Here is a 17584-nt window from a genome sequence, read left to right as displayed (position 1 = left end):
CACACTCAGGGACAAATGCTTAAGCCCTAGCATTTTTCCCCGAGTACGTTAATGCTCAGTTTCAAACCGTCTCACTCCACTCTGTTACATAGTCGAGCTACGTGCGACTGAAACCTCCGCTTAACACACTCAGGGACAAATGCTTAAGCCCTAGCATTTTTCCCCGAGTACGTTAATGCTCAGTTTCAAACCGTCTCACTCCGCTCTGTTAAACATCGTATTCTAGTTCCTTGATTCCGGCTTCCATAAACGCATTGGGCCCGTCTAGTTTGTCGAGATCCCAGCCGGTCACACCCACCCGCAACTGCAGGTCAACGTCGCGCAGTGACTGATTTTTGTTCAGCTCCGTCTGGAATTCGTCCCGAATCCGCTGCGCCGCGACGTTTGCTCCAGCAACATCCGCATACAGCAGCACCGCCCAAGTTGGGTTATCCGTATTTAGAATGTAGCTGATATCGTTATCGCGCGTGGCGTGATTGATCGAGTCCGATGCGAGTTTGACTAACTCCTTGATCCGCGTCGTCCCAAGCATGTTTTGCAAATCGCTGAAGTAGCGAATCCGAATGACAACCACACTGACGGGAATGTTGAAGCGTTTGTTGGTCTCAATGAATACCCCTGCATCTTCAAGAAATGAAACAGTGGTGCGCAACTTGGTTTCCTGGTCAAAAGCGCCGTGTTCCACCATTGCTTCCCGTAGTTCATCATTATCTGCCTGCAGCACCCGCATCTCCGTCGTCATGGCGTAGAACGCGAGGTTCAATAATACGGGAATGAGCAGCCAGTATGCTAACTCAAGTTGCACGTTCCCGCCGGTCATGTTCTGGTAGAGCATGTACAGGGCTTGGGCAAAAATGAACAGCATGTTCGCAGCCATTCCCGTCACGATACCGAAGAAGTACGTCAGCAGCAGTGTCAGTACCAAAATGCCCATGTAGAAAGTGTTCAGTAGAACATGGCCCGAAAGCATCATGCAAACTGCCAGCAGTGCGGCGAGGAAAACACAAACCATGAGGTCGAGATCACTGCGCACTGAGCGGTGCTCATCTTGTTTATTCATGGTTACCACCACCTTTACTTGTGCCTCGCTTGTGCTTGCGCAAAATCAAGAACAGCGCTAGCAACATCAATCCTAAGGCCATGAACACGAGTGCTAGGTAAATAATGATTTTTGAATTCTTGCTGATCACTTGCCGGGCCGACTTGTGCAGCTGAACTGCCGCCTGCTTCTTGAAGCGGTAGCTGTAATGCTGATTGTCAGGATCCACGACCACGGCGTCACCCTTAAACTGGGAAACGCCCGCTTGCGTACTGATTTGTGTGGAACCGATCAGGGTCGCTTGCGGTGTTGCCCCAGTCACAACGAGCAGGGCCTTCTTGTCATTGTATGGCGAGCGCAATAACTGGTCCGTCCCGATCGTCTGCCCATAGTTCTTTTCAATGCTAAGCTTTTCGTTGCTGACAAAGCCCGTCCGCGCCTTGTTGTAGCGGAAGTAGAGTTTAGAATTCAGACCGTTGATGAAGGCATTTTGCTTGGGGGTGCCGAACGCAATCACACTACTGTTGCGGAGAGTATTTGCTCCCGGTTGCGTCGCCCGCACCTTGATGCTACCGGTATTCTGTTGAGCGTAATTACCAAACAGATTGAAGATGTTCGTCAGCGTGCTCATGTCAGCATCAGTCATCTGGCGCGGCCGCACGACGACCAACTTGTCAAAGGAGCCGTTGCGGATGAAGGTGCTCGGAAAATTGCTAAAGAGCAGTTGCGGCCTAGAACGAGACACAATGGCCGCCTCCGAGTCGGTTTCCACGTTGGCCCAAGGAGTCTGGTCGTTGTCGGAACTATTCTGATCATAAGTTTCGAGGTCAAAATCCACTGTAATATTGAACGTATTCCCGAGGCTCTGCCCCCGAGGCAACTTGACCGTGAGCTCATCGTTGTTTGCATGCTTAACACTGAGCCGCTTGCTGCCAGCAGCAGTTCCGTTAACGTAAATGCTGACCAGTGCGCGCTTGAAGTTGAGATTTTTGCTGTAACGGTAGTGCAAGCGAACCTGCGAGCCATCTGCGTTCGTGCGGTCAGTCGGCAGCGCCACAAAGTAACTCACACCCTGGTGGCCCGGCCCCCGCAGCTGTGTTTCACTACTGGTCAACTGATAGTGACCTTGATACTGCAACACGGAGGTGTAAGTCTGCGTCTGAGCCGTGATGCTCTCACCGCTAGTTGCCGTTTCCTGCATCAGTTCTTGATTGGCAACGAATTGCGCCGCCTTTTTGAGCAGACTATTACGCCGCGCGGTCAGCACTAGATAGTGCGTCTGTCCTTCTGTATAAACCTGCAGCGCGCCCGTATTAGCAACAGCCTCCGGAGCGACGTGTTTGCGCACCGCAGCAGGGAGGTCAGCGTACTTGGCCACAAACAGCTGGTAATGCGTGTTTTTGAGCGCACTGTTACCCGCCCGTAGCAGCGGCAACTTCGTATCGGTCGTCGTTATCACCCGGGAAATACCGCTCAGTGCGTAAAGACTGGCCTGCAATTCGCTGTCACTAGCGTTCTGTGGCAGCACGATTGCTGAATTATGATTAGCAATCGTGTCCATCCCCGTGAAGTGGGCGTAGAACGATTTAACGCTGTTGTCCGCCGGTTTGAGATTGTATTGAAAGTTAACGTTCGCACCGGAGTATATGCTGAGCCAATTGGCAGGTGTCTGGGCCAAATCGTAATGGTTACCCTGACGAGTTTGAATCTGCCCAGCTACTTGGAGGGTATTGGTCCCCTGCAGCAGTCGCAGGGGAATCTCAATTTGTTTAGTCTGCAGTCCAGTTTCCTTCGCCGGCCGGAACGAGGCGAACTTAATGCCATTCAAGGCTAAGGTAATGTCTGAGGTCGAGCGCGCGGCAAGCTGCGAAATTTGGAAGTTCAGGCTCAAGGTAACTTTCTTCACGTCCCAATAATCTTCGCGGCTAAAGTACAGCTCCGTTTGCACAGACTTTCCCGATAACGTTGCCGTTGGATTTTGGAAAATTTCGGTGTAGCTCTGCTCGCCCGCAGGCTTGCTGGCTGCGGCTACAGTTTGCGGGCGCCCGCTCACGCTCAGTAGTAGTAGCAGACCCAATACCACCATCAAAATTCTATTTGTAACGCTTAGTTTTATACCATTTTGCTTGTTGATGAAAGACTTGTTCACGAATATACCCCACCATTCCGTGTGCCGCCACAGCCAACCACATCTGGCTGTAAACAATATACATGCCACAAATTACAAACAAATTGCTGAGGGTCATCTCACTCTTCTCCGTCGTGATTGTTAAATAGGTGCTGAGGATAAAGGTGAGGATTGCCGCGAGCCACAAGCTGTTACTAAAGCCCACCAGGTTTGAGTGCACCACCCCGGCAACCGAAAGCACGAAGACAGTGTCGGACAAAATGAGCGCGACCATGAGCAAAAAGTAGATTGCTAGGAAGTAAAGCAGGTCAAAGCGAATGTGCCGCCCCGCCCTGGTAAAAAGCTTGCCGGCGTTTTTAACGATGACGTAGATGTTGCCCTTGACCCAGCGCGTGCGCTGATGGAACCAGACGTCCAGCGTTTGCGGCTCCTGCTCCCAAGTCACGGCGTGCGGCTGAAAACCGATCCGGTACCCCAGCTGGTAGATCCGAAATGAAATCTCAGTGTCCTCTGCCAGCGCCTTAACGTCCCAGCCGCCGACACGTTCAAGCAGTGAGCGGCGAATGACGTAGTTCGTACCGGGGATGGTGCCCAGGTGAAACAGCTGCTGACGCCCCGCTTGCGCCATCCACTGGTAGGACAAGGTCTCAACATTGATGAAACGGGTCAGTAGCGTTGCACTCTTGTTGCGCGTCCGGAATTTGCCAATCACCGCCCCGTATTCGGCATTGCTCATGAGCTCAGCGACCAGGTAACGCAGCGCACCGTGTTCAGGCGTGTTATCGGCATCGTAGATCGAAATGACGCTCCCCTTAGCCCGCTTCAAGCCGATATTCAGGGCGTTCGACTTGCCCTTACCCCCAGTTTTGGCATCGGTGTTAATGACCGCCAAGTTGCGGCCCGGGTTGAGCTGTTGCAAGTTTTTCAAGAGGGCGGCCGAGTTGTCGCTGGAGTTGTCGTTGATCACAATGATCTCGTAGCGGTCATGCGGGTAATCGAACTGCAGCAGGGCCAGCACCGTTTTGACGATCACGATGCCCTCGTTGTGCGCTGGGACCATGATGGAAACAAAGGGTACCTCCTGCAGCCCAGCAAGTGAAGGCTTCGGTCGCCGCGTCCAGCGCAGGTAATAGGTATAACCGGCGATGGTCAGAATTACGTTGACGATCAGCACGCCCCAAATCGCCAGAATTGAAATGAATAGACAAAAGTCCAAGATGTTAATCGTGATCACCCCCCTATTTGCGCCGGTACATCTGCAAGTACACTTTGCGACCTAAAACTAGCAACCCGACCATCGCGGTAATGGTAATTGCAAAGAAAATCCACAAGAAGGTACTTTGAATCGCAAAGAAATTATTGATTCGTGATGGTAGCGATTCGGTCACCGGGGGTTTAGCCACCGGCGTGTAGTTGCCAGCCTGCAGGCGCCCATTCATGTAGTACTGGCCATGCCTGTGCTCAAGTACAAGCGTTGCGACCGTCAGCTTAGTATTGAGTGCAGCGGTGTTTTCCCAGTCAAAATTAAAATCAGCCACCCGCCGCCGCAAGCCAGCCAATTCCTTGGCGCTGTCTGGCATTTTGAAGGTGACTGCAGTCGGCAGGGCAAAAGACTGCATCCGTGCGCTCAGTGGCCGGCCAGACTTGTTCCGGTTCAGGCTCGCCGCGCTGACGCTGGTGTAAGCCCGTTTGTACGCCTGCGTGCGGTCACTCTTTTGCGCGTAGGCCTGCAGCGCGGGGTTAGCGAGCTGGAGCACCGTGTTTGCGCCGCTCAGTGCGGAGCGTTTAAACACCGCATCCAGTTGCAAGTAGGTTGGCAGACTGTAGCCCACGGGAAAGACGTGTTTTTGGCTCAGAGCGGTGATGGCAGTGGTCATGTTTGCATTCAGCAAGGGGCCACTTTGGGCACCAGGCGCACCGACTTGCGGCATCCGCACGAAGACGACCCCACCAGCGGCTTGGACTGAGCGCAGTGCGGCCGCGTACCGCGCAAATTCCGGTAGTTCCGTGTTATTCGTCACGGTCGCGGCACTAACAGCAAAGGAAATTCCGTGTGCATCCAAGAACGCGGCCGTTTGTTTTAGTAAGCTCAGATTGCTGTATGGCGTCACACCGGTAATCGTCAGTAGTGGCCGGTACGTCCGCACTTGCGAAGCAAACATTTGGGCAACGAGTCGCTCCGCTGCCAGCAAACTGAGCCCCTGCCCGTCAAAATACGGTAGGAACGCCGCCTGCTGATACTGATAGGCAAAAGGATAAGTCCCGCTCGCACCCTGAATCCGCAACGTCCCGTACGTCCGCGCACCGGCGGGCAGATCCGTTAGCACGTTCACAGCGGTGCTGTAGGGCAGTAACTGCGTGCTACCATGCGGCAAGCTTCCCTGCAGTTGCCGCCGGTACAGGGTCTGCTTGTGGGCGTGCAATTTTGCGACTTCCCCAGCGGTCAGATTGCCGCCAACGTGGAGTTGCGGACCGGTAAAGTCCCGCTGTTCCCGCAGGAAGACCCGATTAGCTACCGGCACATCATCCCAATTGATCATGGTCACGAGACCACTGTAATCGCCCCGGGCAAGCCCGCCGCGCTGGTAGTTGCTAACGCTACTCAAGCGCACCGTGGCCCCCGCACTAGTCAGCAGCCGCTGCATCGCCGCAACGTTATTTTGCTTCCGGTCCCCCGCGTTTAGCGAATCATAGACGAGCAGAATGTTAGGCGCCGTTGCCGCGTGCACCACTTGCGGCCGCAGCAGCAGCGTACTGAGGAGGACAAAGCACAAGAGCAGGAACATTTTGAGATGCTTCATGAATCAGCAGCCTCCTCCCGATAAGCGTGCCACAATCGGCCGTTCAAGCTGTCCGCAATCATAATCACGAGCAGCAGGTAAACTGCAATCGGCACGTTAAACAGGTGCTTGGCGAGGTCCGCGGTCCCGTCACCAACTATCGAAACCACCGGCACAAAGATGATGATACTGAGCAGCCCCAGAATGAGAAAGAAGCGCAGCTGGCCCTCGCTCGTTCCCGTTTTGATGTCGGCATACATCCCCACGCTAAACACCATGATCAGGGCAATGCTCATCATGATGCCAAAAGTAAACTTACGCGGATAGAAGGTTGAAAACAGCAGGCTGGACGCCGTGAAATAATGCGCCTGCTGCAAGGGCTTGGCTCCCGATGCGCGCGTGTAATCCCCCACCATTGTCGGCTGCACCCGCATTGCGTTTTTAGTCGCAACGTTGAGCAACTCCACAAACTGGTGCAGGTGGCGGGCGTAATACTGCAGCACCCAGGCCATGCTTAGCTTACTAGTTAGGTGCTTGCTGGTTGCCTTACCGCTGGGCAGAACTGGCGCGTAGGTAGGTGGATTGTACTGCTGATCGCGCATCAGTGCGTACTGCCGATCAATCCCGCTCCGGTCGATGGCCTTGCCGGGAGCCCGATTTTCCTGCAAAACCCCCGTGGTAAACGTCTGGTACATATTAATGTCGTTAAATGATTGTGGAATCAGTGCGTAGGTCACCACGCCGGACAAGCCAATCACGGCGATTGCGGCCACAATTAGGCCCGAGCGTTTGCGCGCCCCCGGCAACAGGAACAGTCCGGCAGTTACCAGCATGAAGCTAAGCGCAATCGGGGCATTTTGCTGCTTACTAGTGATGAAAATAAGCACGCTAAGCAAGTACGTCAGCAGCAGGGGCCACTTGCGGCGGTAATGTTTGCGACTGACCAACAGCCACGCCGCCACTGCATACAACAAAGCGATGTAGCCCACAGGTTCAGCAAAGAAGGAATTGAAGTAGAGCATCAGCGCCGTGTCACCGAACACGACAACCACCATGATGGCGATCAGGTAACTCCGTAGCCGCCGCTGGGGAGTCGTCAAGGCCACCGTCAACATGTAGAGCGCGCCCAAGAACAAAGCAAAGTAGAGCCCACCCAGAAAACGGATGTCAAAAATAGTTTTGCTATAGAACAGCTGGTTTAAGAGTACAGCAAAGCGGATGAACAGCGTCTGTGAGCTGTACACCAGCATTTTGTTCGCGTTGTAATACTGCATGATGTGGTACCGTGGTGCGATGTAGCTGAAGTAGCCGGAGCGCGTCTGCTTGAAGGGGTAAATCCCGTTCGGATAGATGGCACGCCAAAAGTCGCCATTATCCGCGTAACCGTGAATCGGCGCAAAGAACAGGTAGGGGCCGGCAATGAGCATGCATAGCAACACCGCCAATGCGGCCGGCGAAACGTGGCGCTTAAACCAATTAAGGCCGCGCCAATAGCTGTTTCGTAGCCAAATCATGGCCGCACCTCCCCACAGTCCGCGGCGAGTAGCGCATTCAAATTGTTATAGGAAAAAGCTGTGTTTGTGGTTACGACCCCAAAACCACCTTTAAGCGGGGACTTCATTGTCACCTGTTCGTCCCAGACGCGCGCCATCGCCTTGCGGTATTCCGTCTTGTTTCCAATGACCGCAAAAATTTGCGCGCAGAGCGCCCAGTTGGCGACGGACTGATTCCGGTCCACAATCACGCCAGACGTGCTAAACGTGTTCGGCAAAAAGCCACTCGCCACGCACTGCTTCAGCCAGCCCAATGAGGCCGCATGGAGTTTATCCACCCGCGCCAGCTGCAGCAGGGTCTCAAGGGCCTCGGACGTGTTGATATTCTTATTGCTGTACTCATTTCCGGCCCAGTTGTAGCTGGACGCATACAGCGGAAAGGCGTCACCCAGGTAGGCCCCGGTAATGACCTTGACCTGCCGCCGGTATGCGCGCCGGCCGGCTTTACTCCCACTTTCAAGGTAACGCAAAGTCTGCAAATCAAAATAGGCGCTGCTGACGTTGGGACCGGCTTTGTGACTGGCTTGACTATAAAAATCGCGCAGCTGTCCCTCTGGAATCACGGCCGGGGCCAGTCGCTTGTACAAGCGACTGATCTCACCCGCATAATGCCGTGAATGCCGCACCTCGTCATACATCAACAGTGTCCGCAGCACCCGCAAATCATCAACGGTGGCATTAGTATCAAAGCGCTTCTTGGTCTCAGGGTTGTAACGGTAACTAAAGCAGGTCCCGTTGTAAAAGGTCCGCTTAGTCACCCGGTAAAAGCGCCGGAACTGCGCATATTGTTTGGTCATGACCAGGTGCGCCAGCCACAGACTACTGGATTCCAGCAAGTACTCATGCCCCGAAGCCTGCTTAGCATCCGCACCCTGCTCCGCGTTAATGCTAGTGATCAACCCGGCGCGGTGCACAAAATTACGCTTAATATATGTATTTAATTCACGTTCACGTTGGGACTGCAGACTGGCGCCATTGGCCAAAAAGCCCCGCGGTGCACTCTTGGGACTAGTAGTTTGCGGAACCGCTTTGGCGGCACACGCACTCAAAATCAGAACCAGAAACAATGATACGTAACTGATTAAACGCTTCAATGCAATCCCCCCGGCGTACGATTATGATGTGTTGTCAGCAATTGGGTACAATTTCATGACGTGCAGTCATAACTTACAATTCAATTCTAGACTGTAGTCTTACGTAAATGCAACGCTCATTATCGGTATGCGGGGCTTGTAGATATATTTCACAAGTAAGCTCACTGAATAAAGATACGCAAACGACTTCAATTGATAATTCCGACTTATTCAGGCACATGTTGGGCCGCTTAAAGGATAAAAAAACAGAACGCACGCTAAGTGTACGTTCTGGATGTTCAAATTGGGCGTTACCAGCCCGTGGTGCGGATTTTAGGGGTATCAATCCGGAATGCGTTACCGCCAGGCCCAGCAGCTATTCCATCTGACTGCACACTTATCCACTCCACCGCGCGTTAAATCTTAATAATTTTTTCGGCGTTTATGCTCCGGTCTAGACCCTAATCGGGCTGAATGCCAGCACCTGCCTCGTGCTGTGCCAGATATTGCTGCCGCCACTTCGGGTCCACCTGCGTGGTTCCCGGTTCGAAGAAGATTTGCTCCGTTCCGGCCGCGTTCGCGTGGGCATAATACCATTTCTTCCAGCGTAGGAACGCTAGGTTGGCCTGCAGAACTTGGATCCGCTGCTCGAGGGCCTGTTCCTGATCGAGCATGAATTTGTAACGTTGCGGCAAGGTTGCATCCCCCGCCACGCACCATTCCATGAACTGACGGATGTCACGCAGCGGAATGGCCGAGCGCTTCAGGCAGTCGATCACCTCGAGATAACCCAGGTCATCGTCCGTAAAGACCCGCTGGCCGCTGCCGTTACGCTTCACGAAGGGCAAGAGCCCCATGTCGTCGTAATAACGGAGTGTGGCTACGGTGATGTGGTATTTTTTAGCGATGGTGCCAATCGAATATTTTTGCATAATTCTCCTTGCCCTCAAGTATACTTGAGCATTTAGACTGGGCTCAGGATAACAAAAACGCAGTCCGGATGGCAACAATTAATTGTTACTCCGGACCACAAAGGAGAATATTCATGAACAAACCATTAATCGTTATTACCGGTGCATCATCAGGCTTTGGGGCCGCAATGGCGCAAAACTTCAACCAGCAGGGCTACCCAATGTTGCTGCTGGCAAGGCGCGTTGCGCGCATTAAGGCTCTGCCCCTCGACTTCAGTAACGTCCGCGTTGCGGGCGTTGACGTAACCGACCAGGCGGCATTTAGAGCGGCTATTGAAACCGCCGAAAAGGAATTCGGCCAAACCGACCTCTTAGTTAACAACGCTGGCGTGATGCTTTTGGGCAACGTCATGAACCAGGACCCCAAGCAGTGGCAGCAGATGCTGGACGTTAACGTCATGGGCGTTTTAAATGGCATGCAAATTGTCCTACCAGAGATGACTAAGCGCGAGCACGGAACTGTCGTCAACATCTCCTCCCTCGCCGGCAAGAAGACCTTCGTCAACCACGCCGCCTACGTTGCCAGCAAGTTCGGGGTCCACGGCTTGAGCGAAACCATCCGCGAAGAGGTTTCCGGCAAGAACGTCCGCGTGGCAATGGTTGCCCCCGGCGCCGCTGAAACTGAGCTCCTCACCCACGTTACCGACCAGGGTGCCCTGAAGGATTACCAAGCGTGGAAAGACTCCATGGGCGGAATCACGCTCGACCCGAAGCACGTCGCTGAAGCCGTTAACTTTATCTACCAGATGCCTCAGGACGTGAATATCCGCGAGATCGACATTGCGGCCACCCGGCAGGATAGCTAAGGCCAATAACTACAAAAGCCACCGCACTCTTCGTTTTGGGACAGAGTGCGGTGACTTTTACTAATTAAGGTTAGCAACTACGCGTTTGCAATTATGCTTCGTCATGATACTTGGCATAGGCTTGCTGCAGCAACCGTGTCCACAGGGGATTTGGCTGGTACAAGCGCTCAAAATCAGCCTTTGTGGTGACCTCTTCCACCTTGGATTTGGTGGCACGGAGCGCGCGCCACAACTGAACGTGGGTCAACGGCAGGTGATAGTTAAACATTGTTAATTGAACCACCGCACCGGTTCGTGATGCCCCCGCAAAGCAGTGAACAACTAGGTCATGACTATCCGCAACCGCCTGCTCGATGAATTTGACGATGCGGGTGGCCCCCTCGGCGGTCAGTAGCGCGGCCGGCTGTCCCGGAATTGATTGGCTGAGGTCATCCGCATTGACCCGCAGCGTCCGGGTGTACTGGCGGTCAACCGTAATCTCATCGTTATCAGCCGGCGTGTCAAAGCCGCCGCGAATAATAATGACATCGGTCAAGCGATGTACCGGGGTGAACAGTTTGTAACTTCTGAGGTCCAAACTATATACATGTGTTTGCATGGGCTCTCCTTTCGCACTGTCTTCACTACTAAATCCATTCTCCAGGGACACTTATGCAGGGCAACTGAGTCAACAGGGTAAATGCGGTCCCTATTGCCTGGCTGCCGCTAAAACCTATTCCGGCTGGATGCCCGCAATGATCTTTTGTGCGAGCGCCGCGTTCGTCCCCGAGAAGATAAGCGGGCCAACCTGACTGATTTTAAGACTGGCTGACCAACCATCACTACCAGCAGCCGTGGCAGGGTGATTGATCTTCATCACGTCGCCAACCACCGTGTACTCAACTGTCGAAACGGCGGTACCGATTGTCGATGAGCCCTTTGTGCTTGTACCGCTACCACTGATATGGATTCCGTCTAGGTCGTGCAAGGATTGACTAACTGCACTTGCGGATAGGCCTGTGCCACCGTCTGGGGCCAAGCCCTCAAAGCCGACCCGCGCAATGAGTTGCAACTGCTGCGCGTTGTACTTGCTCGTCGTGCTTGCGACCGTCGTGGGCTCACTGGACTTGCCGTTAACAATGGCGGCAAAACCTTGTTGCAGCTCCTTATTCGCGGTCACGTCAAAATTCAGGTAGTTATTCGGCATCCCCTGATTCTGCATCGTGACCAAGACGACAGGCTGACCGTTATAGATGGTGAAGAAGTACAGGTGCTCGGCTGCATAATCAGCAGTTTCGGCGTCGGAATACACCGCAACTAAGGCGTAAACATTACTGCCGACCTTACCGTCCTGCGACCACTGAATCGCAATTTTGTGATTATTAACTGCAGGTGGTTCTGAGTTCATGCCATCAGGCTCAGAGGTGCCGTAGAAATTGACGCTGTGTCCGGGTGTGTAAGCCGTGTAACTTTGCTTCATTGTCTGACCCCAACTGTTCATGAAGGACGCGAGCTGTGTCGACTTGGCCTGGGTCCACGGGGTCGCAGCCTGCTTGGTGGTCTTTTGATTGCGCGTAGACTGACTAGAGCTGGTCTTTTTAGCTACCTTAGTTGGTTTGTGTTTCTTAACCGAACTAGATTTTGCCTGGCGCTGCGACTGGGCAGCACTGCCACCCTTGCTGGACTGCGCGCCACAGCCGGCGAGCAGCAGCACGGCGATTGCTACCGTTAACCCAATTTTTGCAGATTTCATTTTACTCCTCCTCAGAGCGTTGTATTAAAGACCCGCCGACTACTACTGCACTCCCCCCCAACAGCGTAAACAAGGCAGTCGCAGCACGTCTTCCAGGACGATAATACGCCAATTCGGCCCTGGTGATGAAAAAATAATTCAAGAACACTACAAATAAAATTATGGTAGGATATAGCCATTAGTTTTTGAGGAGGATCAATTCCATGCAAGACATCAAACTGCGTCCGGCCACCGCTACCGACTTACCGGCCGTCATGACAATCATCGCTGACGCCCGCGCCCTGCTTAAAAAGCAGGGCATCCCGCAGTGGCAGGCGGAGTACCCGGCAGCTGCCGACATCAACGCGGACATCGCGGTCGGCACGGGGCGAGTGTTGCTTGTCGACAGCGAAATTGCTGGCTACGCGAACTTAGATGACGCCGCCGAGCCAGTCTACGACAACTTGCAGGACGCCCATTGGCAGCGACAGCATCCGTACAGCACCATCCACCGGGTTGCCCTCGGCGCTGCGTTCCAGGGTAAGCACCTCAGCGTCCCCTTCATGCAGGCGCTGATTGATGAAGCTGCTAAAGACCACGATTCAGTCCGGGTGGACACCCAGATTACTAACCAGGTCATGCAGCACATCCTGGCGAAACTCGGCTTTCAAAAGCGGGGCACCGTCAAGTGGGACTTTGAGGAACCAGTTGTCGAATGCTACGTTTACGAATTGGTGCTCAGGTAAATACCAAGACAACAGCAAAGCGTGTGGACATCTACGAAGATATCCACACGCTTTTTTAACGACCTATTCGCCAGCAATCACCTGCTGCAGCAAACTTGCCACGGCATCGGCGTAACCACTGCCAAACTTATCCAAGTGCACCATCAGGTAATACAGCCGGTAGAAGTTTAGCCGCTGCTGCCAGCCAGCCGCCATCGGCAAAGATTCCTGGTAAGCGGAGTAGAAGTCGGCGCTGAAACCGCCAAAGACGGTCGTGACGCCAATATCAAACTCCCGGTCCCCGTACACCGCCGCCGGATCGATCAGCGCCGGGCGTCCGTCCGCGGTAAACATGCAATTACCACTCCACAAATCGCCGTGCAGTAATACCGGCTTGCTTTCGTGGTGCGCCAAGGCCGTGGTGATCACCTTGCGGGCCAGGGGATACATGGCGTATTCCTGCTCCGTCCACAAGCCCTTTTGCACGATGTGGTCAGCCAGCTTGTCCAGCCGCTGGTTCACAAACAGCTCCCGCCAGGTCGCGACCCAGTCGTTGCTAAAACTGACGCTGGTCCCGGCATAAGGCTGCTCAAAACCAAAGCGCCCGTCCGGACTCGCAAAAGAGTGCAAGTGTGCCATCAAGCGGCCGAGGTCAGCCTGATTGCCGTGACCGCTAGTTAGGTAGCTAAGCAGCAGAAAGGCATCCCCGTCGATCTGGCCGTGACCCAAGACCCGCGGGGCCAACACATCCGCCTGGGCGAACGCAGCCAAGCCGGCAATATCACCCGCATAGAAATCAGCGGCCATGTGTGGCTGCACGAGCAGAAAGTAGGTCTGTCCATCCGCCTGCACGCGGTAAGCCTCGTTAACATCCCCGCCGCCAACGGGTACAACCTGTTGCACTGGCTGCACTGGCAGCTGCTGGAGCCACTTATTATCTAGCATTGCTATCCATCCTCTCTAACATCCGCACCCCCATGATAACGCAAAGCCGGGCTGCAATTATTACGGTGGAGAAGTCTGCACTGCAAAAAGTGTTAACCGTAATAACGATTTTTGCGCTCACCACCCAATTTTGCCACCGCGCTTAGATGCAGCCCATTTACTAACCCCGCCAGCCAGGCATTCACTGCCGCAAACATCGGCAAACGTTTTCATTTTGTTCCAGCAGTAATAAACTGAAGACAGAGTAAACTCAGAAAGGATGAATCACGATGACACTACAAACGGAGCTCATGGTCGCGCTAAAAGAAGCCGAGCCGGAGATAATCAAACTGCGGCGGATGCTGCACGCGCACCCGGAAGTTTCCTTCCACGAAGAGGAGACAGCCAAAATCATTAAGTCCTTCTACCGCCGCAACGGGATGCAAACGGTCAACTATGGGGATGGCTACGGCTTCGTGGTCGACATCAATTCCGGCAAACCCGGCAAGCGACTCGCCCTGCGCGCCGACTTTGACGCGCTGGCGGTGCAAGAGGATAACGACCTGCCGTTCAAGTCGCAGAATCCCGGGGTGATGCACGCCTGCGGGCACGATGGGCACACCGCCTACCTGATGATCCTGGCCCGGGAGCTCTACAAGCGGCGGAACCAATTAAGTGGAATGGTGCGGATTTTGCACCAGCCGGCCGAGGAGGTCTCCCCAGGTGGGGCCAAAAGTATGATCAAAGACGGCGTCCTGGACGGCATCGATAATGTCCTCGGTGCCCACGTCATGAGCAGCATGCCCACCCGCAGCTTCAACTACCACCTGGCGGAAACTCAAACCGGACGGGCCAACTTCACCCTGATTTTCACCGGCCGCGGCGGACACGCCTCCATGCCGCACCTGGCTAACGACGCCATCGTTGCCGGCTCCTACTTCGTCACGGCGCTGCAGACCGTCGTCTCCCGCCGCATCGACCCCTTCGATACCGCGAGCGTAACGATTGGTTCCTTCGACGGGGTCGGCTCCTTCAACGCCATCAAGCAGAGCGTCACGCTCAAGGGCGACGTGCGCATCATGAAGGAAACGACCCGCAAAACCATCCGCACGCAGATCGAGCAACTCGTGCACGGCGTGGAGGTGATGTTTGGTGTCACCGCCAAGCTGGATTACGACGACAACTACCCCGTCCTCTACAACGACCCCGACTTCACTAAGGCTGTGGTTGCCAGTGTGAAGAAGGCAAAATTGGCCAGTGTCACGGCCATTACCGACTGCGGTCCCCAAGACCCCTCCGAGGATTTTGCCTACTACGCGCAGGAACGCCCGAGTGCCTTCATCTACATTGGCTGCGACGTGGCAGACGGCAAAAGTCACCCGCACCACAGTTCCAGCTTCATGATGGACGAAAGCTGCCTGCTAACGGCGGCGCAGGTGATGGGGACGGCAACACTGGTCTACCTCGGAGTGTAATTTGCCCAATAAATTGCTAAAAAATAAGGGTGCCGGCTTCCGCCGCCACCCTTTCTTTAGTCACTTGAAACTGGCAAACGCCGTATCGATTGCATTCCACTCGGCTTCACTCAGCTGCACATCCCGCGTGCCAACGATTCCGCGAACTTGCTCCGCGTTGCGAGCACCAGGAATCATCACGTCCACGCCGGGCGCTTGCAGGTACCAGGCCAAGGCCACCTGAATCACGGCCGCGTCGTGCGCCGCGGCAACCCGCCGCAGCACATCCACCCCGGCGAGTGCGGCATCGAACTGTTTACCCGCGACGAAGCGTGCAAAACGTGCGCGGTCCGCTTCACCGTACTTACCAGTCAGCAGGCCCGATGCCAGTGGGAAGTAAGGCACAAAGCTGATCTGATTGGCCTTGAGGTAGGCCATCTCTTCGCCCTCAGGCTCGCGGTGAATCAAACTGTACTGGTCCTCGACGATATCAACGTTGCCGTCGACATTCGCCGCCTTGATTTGTGCCATCGTAAAGTTCGAGACACCGATAGCGCGAATTTTGCCGGCCTGCTTCAGGTCTGCGAGGGCACCGACCGCTTCCGCTTTCGGCGTGCTGGCATCGGGGAAGTGAATGTAGAAAATGTCGATGTAGTCGGTCTGCAGCCGCTGCAGCGCGTCATCAACACTCTGCTTCAGAAACGCCGGGTCGTTGTTCGGCTGCATGTCGTTCTGCGGGTCGTGCGCGGCCTTGGTGGCGATAACCACCTTGCTGCGGTCGTAGTCCTTGAGCACCTCACCAATCACGGCTTCGGAGCGGCCCTTGCCGTACATATAGGCGGTGTCCAGCAACTGAATGCCATTATCCAAAGCGGTGCGGATCACCTCCCGGCCACTTTTTTCCTGGTCAACGCCCGCACGACTGGTGCCACCGACCTTGTTCGTGCCGAGGCCGAGCCGCGTCGTCCGCACGGCACTCTTACCAATTTGAATTGTGCTCATCGAATCACTCCTTTTGCGTTTGGTTTCATTGTAATCCTGGGCAAAATGCAATGCTAGGGCTTACATTCTACACGGACTGATTCTGCAGGTGCTTGGCGGTCACCTTGAGCAGGAACGGTGCCACAATCGTCGTGATGATGATCACCGTGATCAGCGCGGAATAGGTCCCGGTTGCAATCAGATGGGCTTGATACCCAACTTGGGCGATGATCAGGGCCATCTCGCCGCGGGATACCATCCCCGCCCCCACGAAGGCGGCCTCACCATTACTGAATTTTGCCAGCTTGGCCCCAGCCCCCGCACCGAGCATTTTGCTGATGATGGCGACTAGGCTCATGACCACGATGAAGGCCAGCTGGGCGACAAAACCTGAAAAGCGCATGTTGAGGCCGATGCTGACGAAGAACACAGGAATAAACACCGCGTAACCGATCGGCTCGATGGAACGGTTAACTTCGTGGCGCACAGACGTCTGCCCGATTGCAATGCCGGCGAAGAAAGCCCCCACGACCGCGCTAAGCCCGACCAGGTCCGCCACATAGGCCATCCCCAAGCACAGAATCATGGCCATCAGCGTCGGGCCGACCGGCAGCGCCAGCCGTTTCCCGAGCCGCGCCATAATCGGGGCAACGTAGCGGACCACAACGAAGGTCCCAGCAAAGTAGAGGATTTGTAGGACGAAGGACAAGGCGAGCGGCATTGCGTGCGCCGACTGGGTGCCCATTACGCTGACCATGATGCTCAAGAGCACGACCGCCACCACGTCATCGACCACCGCGGCCCCGAGAATCGTGGCGCCGCCCTTACCGGACAAGACGCCGAGTTCCTTCATGACGGCCACCGAAATCGAAACCGAAGTTGCTGAAAACAGCACACCGATAAAGATGCTCTCCATTGCGGACAGGCCAAACGCCAGCGCCACGCCTGCCGTCATCACCACTGGCAGCAGAATTCCCAGCGCCGCCACGAGCACGCTGGGCTTGAGGTAGCGTTTGAGCAGACCCACATCACTTTCGATTCCGGCCAAGAACATCAAGATAATGACCCCAATTTCGGCGGTATCGTGCACAAAAGTGGTGGTCGTCACCCACCCGAGCATTGCGGGACCGATCACAATCCCCACGAGCAGCTGTCCCAGTACCGCCGGTATACCCACGCGCGTGCTGAGTTGACCAGCCAGCGTCGTCGCAATCAGAATCAAAACCAAACTTCCTAAAAAAGCCAAATGTATTCCTCCACGTCCATAAGTAACAAAAAAGTGCTCCAAGAACTCTCTATTCCGCCCCGAATAGAGTGAGTCCTTGAAGCACTGCTTCAACCGTAAAATAACTGTTGGTTAATAGTATAGCAAAATAGCCAGTAATAGTCCACACACGTGCTGCGCCTGATAGCAGCGACTACGTGACCATTGCCGCAAT

General features: G+C 54.7%; 15 protein-coding genes. 3 read left to right on the top strand and 12 right to left on the bottom strand.

The genetic code is table 11. The annotated features are described in order from the left end of the window. Positions 1–208: 208 nt before the first annotated feature. The 7 genes from GN107_RS09060 to GN107_RS09030 all read right to left on the bottom strand — a co-directional run bounded on the left by GN107_RS09060 (position 209) and on the right by GN107_RS09030 (position 9505). Positions 209–1060 carry a GGDEF domain-containing protein gene (locus GN107_RS09060; protein WP_155287426.1) on the bottom strand — a complete coding sequence of 284 codons (852 nt, stop codon included), beginning with the start codon at positions 1058–1060 and terminating at the stop codon, positions 209–211. Continuing rightward, positions 1053–3188: a cellulose biosynthesis cyclic di-GMP-binding regulatory protein BcsB gene (locus GN107_RS09055; protein WP_308779533.1), complete on the bottom strand. Its 2136-nt coding sequence runs from the start codon at positions 3186–3188 to the stop codon at positions 1053–1055. Before GN107_RS09055 ends, GN107_RS09060 begins: the two co-directional genes overlap by 8 nt. After that, complete coding sequence (locus GN107_RS09050; RefSeq protein ID WP_155287428.1) at positions 3133–4401, bottom strand: glycosyltransferase family 2 protein; 1269 nt, start codon at positions 4399–4401, stop codon at positions 3133–3135. The genes GN107_RS09055 and GN107_RS09050 overlap by 56 nt, the downstream gene beginning before the upstream one ends. A gap of 4 nt (positions 4402–4405) precedes the next feature. Next, the gene (locus GN107_RS09045) at positions 4406–5968 is read right to left on the bottom strand and encodes a hypothetical protein (RefSeq protein ID WP_155287429.1); all 1563 of its coding nucleotides are present in this window, start codon (positions 5966–5968) and stop codon (positions 4406–4408) included. Continuing rightward, entirely contained in the window at positions 5965–7461 is a 1497-nt protein-coding gene (wsfD, locus tag GN107_RS09040; RefSeq protein WP_155287430.1) for a glycan biosynthesis hexose transferase WsfD, read from the bottom strand. Before wsfD ends, GN107_RS09045 begins: the two co-directional genes overlap by 4 nt. Further along, positions 7458–8594: a glycosyl hydrolase family 8 gene (locus tag GN107_RS09035; protein WP_155287431.1), complete on the bottom strand. Its 1137-nt coding sequence runs from the start codon at positions 8592–8594 to the stop codon at positions 7458–7460. The genes wsfD and GN107_RS09035 overlap by 4 nt, the downstream gene beginning before the upstream one ends. Positions 8595–9034: 440 nt before the next feature. Then, positions 9035–9505 carry a MerR family transcriptional regulator gene (locus GN107_RS09030; RefSeq protein WP_155287432.1) on the bottom strand — a complete coding sequence of 157 codons (471 nt, stop codon included), beginning with the start codon at positions 9503–9505 and terminating at the stop codon, positions 9035–9037. 113 nt (positions 9506–9618) lie between these two features. On the opposite strand from GN107_RS09030, the gene GN107_RS09025 reads away from it, so the two are divergent. Further along, positions 9619–10350, top strand: coding sequence for an SDR family oxidoreductase (locus tag GN107_RS09025; RefSeq protein ID WP_155287433.1), 732 nt, complete (start codon positions 9619–9621; stop codon positions 10348–10350). Positions 10351–10441: 91 nt separating this feature from the next. Here GN107_RS09025 and GN107_RS09020 read toward each other — a convergent pair whose 3' ends face one another. Further along, entirely contained in the window at positions 10442–10948 is a 507-nt protein-coding gene (locus tag GN107_RS09020) for a protein-tyrosine phosphatase family protein (RefSeq protein WP_155287434.1), read from the bottom strand. A 114-nt stretch (positions 10949–11062) separates the two neighbouring features. Beyond that, positions 11063–12082, bottom strand: a complete 1020-nt coding sequence (locus tag GN107_RS09015; RefSeq protein ID WP_155287435.1) for a DUF4767 domain-containing protein — start codon at positions 12080–12082, stop codon at positions 11063–11065. 203 nt (positions 12083–12285) lie between these two features. On the opposite strand from GN107_RS09015, the gene GN107_RS09010 reads away from it, so the two are divergent. Further along, positions 12286–12807: a GNAT family N-acetyltransferase gene (locus GN107_RS09010; protein ID WP_155287436.1), complete on the top strand. Its 522-nt coding sequence runs from the start codon at positions 12286–12288 to the stop codon at positions 12805–12807. A gap of 63 nt (positions 12808–12870) precedes the next feature. On the opposite strand, the gene GN107_RS09005 is transcribed toward GN107_RS09010, so the two are convergent. Beyond that, the gene (locus GN107_RS09005) at positions 12871–13731 is read right to left on the bottom strand and encodes a fructosamine kinase family protein (RefSeq protein ID WP_155287437.1); all 861 of its coding nucleotides are present in this window, start codon (positions 13729–13731) and stop codon (positions 12871–12873) included. Between the two features lie 269 nt (positions 13732–14000). On the opposite strand from GN107_RS09005, the gene GN107_RS09000 reads away from it, so the two are divergent. After that, complete coding sequence (locus GN107_RS09000; RefSeq protein ID WP_155287438.1) at positions 14001–15185, top strand: amidohydrolase; 1185 nt, start codon at positions 14001–14003, stop codon at positions 15183–15185. A gap of 60 nt (positions 15186–15245) precedes the next feature. Here GN107_RS09000 and GN107_RS08995 read toward each other — a convergent pair whose 3' ends face one another. Further along, on the bottom strand, positions 15246–16166 hold the full coding sequence (locus tag GN107_RS08995; protein ID WP_155287439.1) for an aldo/keto reductase: 921 nt from the start codon (positions 16164–16166) through the stop codon (positions 15246–15248). 67 nt (positions 16167–16233) lie between these two features. Continuing rightward, positions 16234–17391, bottom strand: a complete 1158-nt coding sequence (locus GN107_RS08990) for a cation:proton antiporter (RefSeq protein WP_155287440.1) — start codon at positions 17389–17391, stop codon at positions 16234–16236. Between the last annotated feature and the right edge of the window lie 193 nt (positions 17392–17584).

The sequence above is a fragment of the Lacticaseibacillus zhaodongensis genome (assembly GCF_009687905.1).
GTDB lineage: Bacteria > Bacillota > Bacilli > Lactobacillales > Lactobacillaceae > Lacticaseibacillus > Lacticaseibacillus zhaodongensis.
This window is presented reverse-complemented; position numbering and strand designations above follow the sequence as displayed.

Bases quoted from the DNA above. Each gene is read 5' to 3' on its own strand.
- wsfD (WP_155287430.1), bottom strand. From the start codon at position 7,461: ATGATTTGGCTACGAAACAGCTATTGGCGCGGCCTTAATTGGTTTAAG.
- GN107_RS09000 (WP_155287438.1), top strand. From the start codon at position 14,001: ATGACACTACAAACGGAGCTCATGGTCGCGCTAAAAGAAGCCGAGCCG.
- GN107_RS09010 (WP_155287436.1), top strand. From the start codon at position 12,286: ATGCAAGACATCAAACTGCGTCCGGCCACCGCTACCGACTTACCGGCC.
- GN107_RS09005 (WP_155287437.1), bottom strand. From the start codon at position 13,731: ATGCTAGATAATAAGTGGCTCCAGCAGCTGCCAGTGCAGCCAGTGCAA.
- GN107_RS09045 (WP_155287429.1), bottom strand. From the start codon at position 5,968: ATGAAGCATCTCAAAATGTTCCTGCTCTTGTGCTTTGTCCTCCTCAGT.
- GN107_RS08995 (WP_155287439.1), bottom strand. From the start codon at position 16,166: ATGAGCACAATTCAAATTGGTAAGAGTGCCGTGCGGACGACGCGGCTC.
- GN107_RS09015 (WP_155287435.1), bottom strand. From the start codon at position 12,082: ATGAAATCTGCAAAAATTGGGTTAACGGTAGCAATCGCCGTGCTGCTG.
- GN107_RS09060 (WP_155287426.1), bottom strand. From the start codon at position 1,060: ATGAATAAACAAGATGAGCACCGCTCAGTGCGCAGTGATCTCGACCTC.
- GN107_RS09025 (WP_155287433.1), top strand. From the start codon at position 9,619: ATGAACAAACCATTAATCGTTATTACCGGTGCATCATCAGGCTTTGGG.
- GN107_RS09030 (WP_155287432.1), bottom strand. From the start codon at position 9,505: ATGCAAAAATATTCGATTGGCACCATCGCTAAAAAATACCACATCACC.
- GN107_RS09020 (WP_155287434.1), bottom strand. From the start codon at position 10,948: ATGCAAACACATGTATATAGTTTGGACCTCAGAAGTTACAAACTGTTC.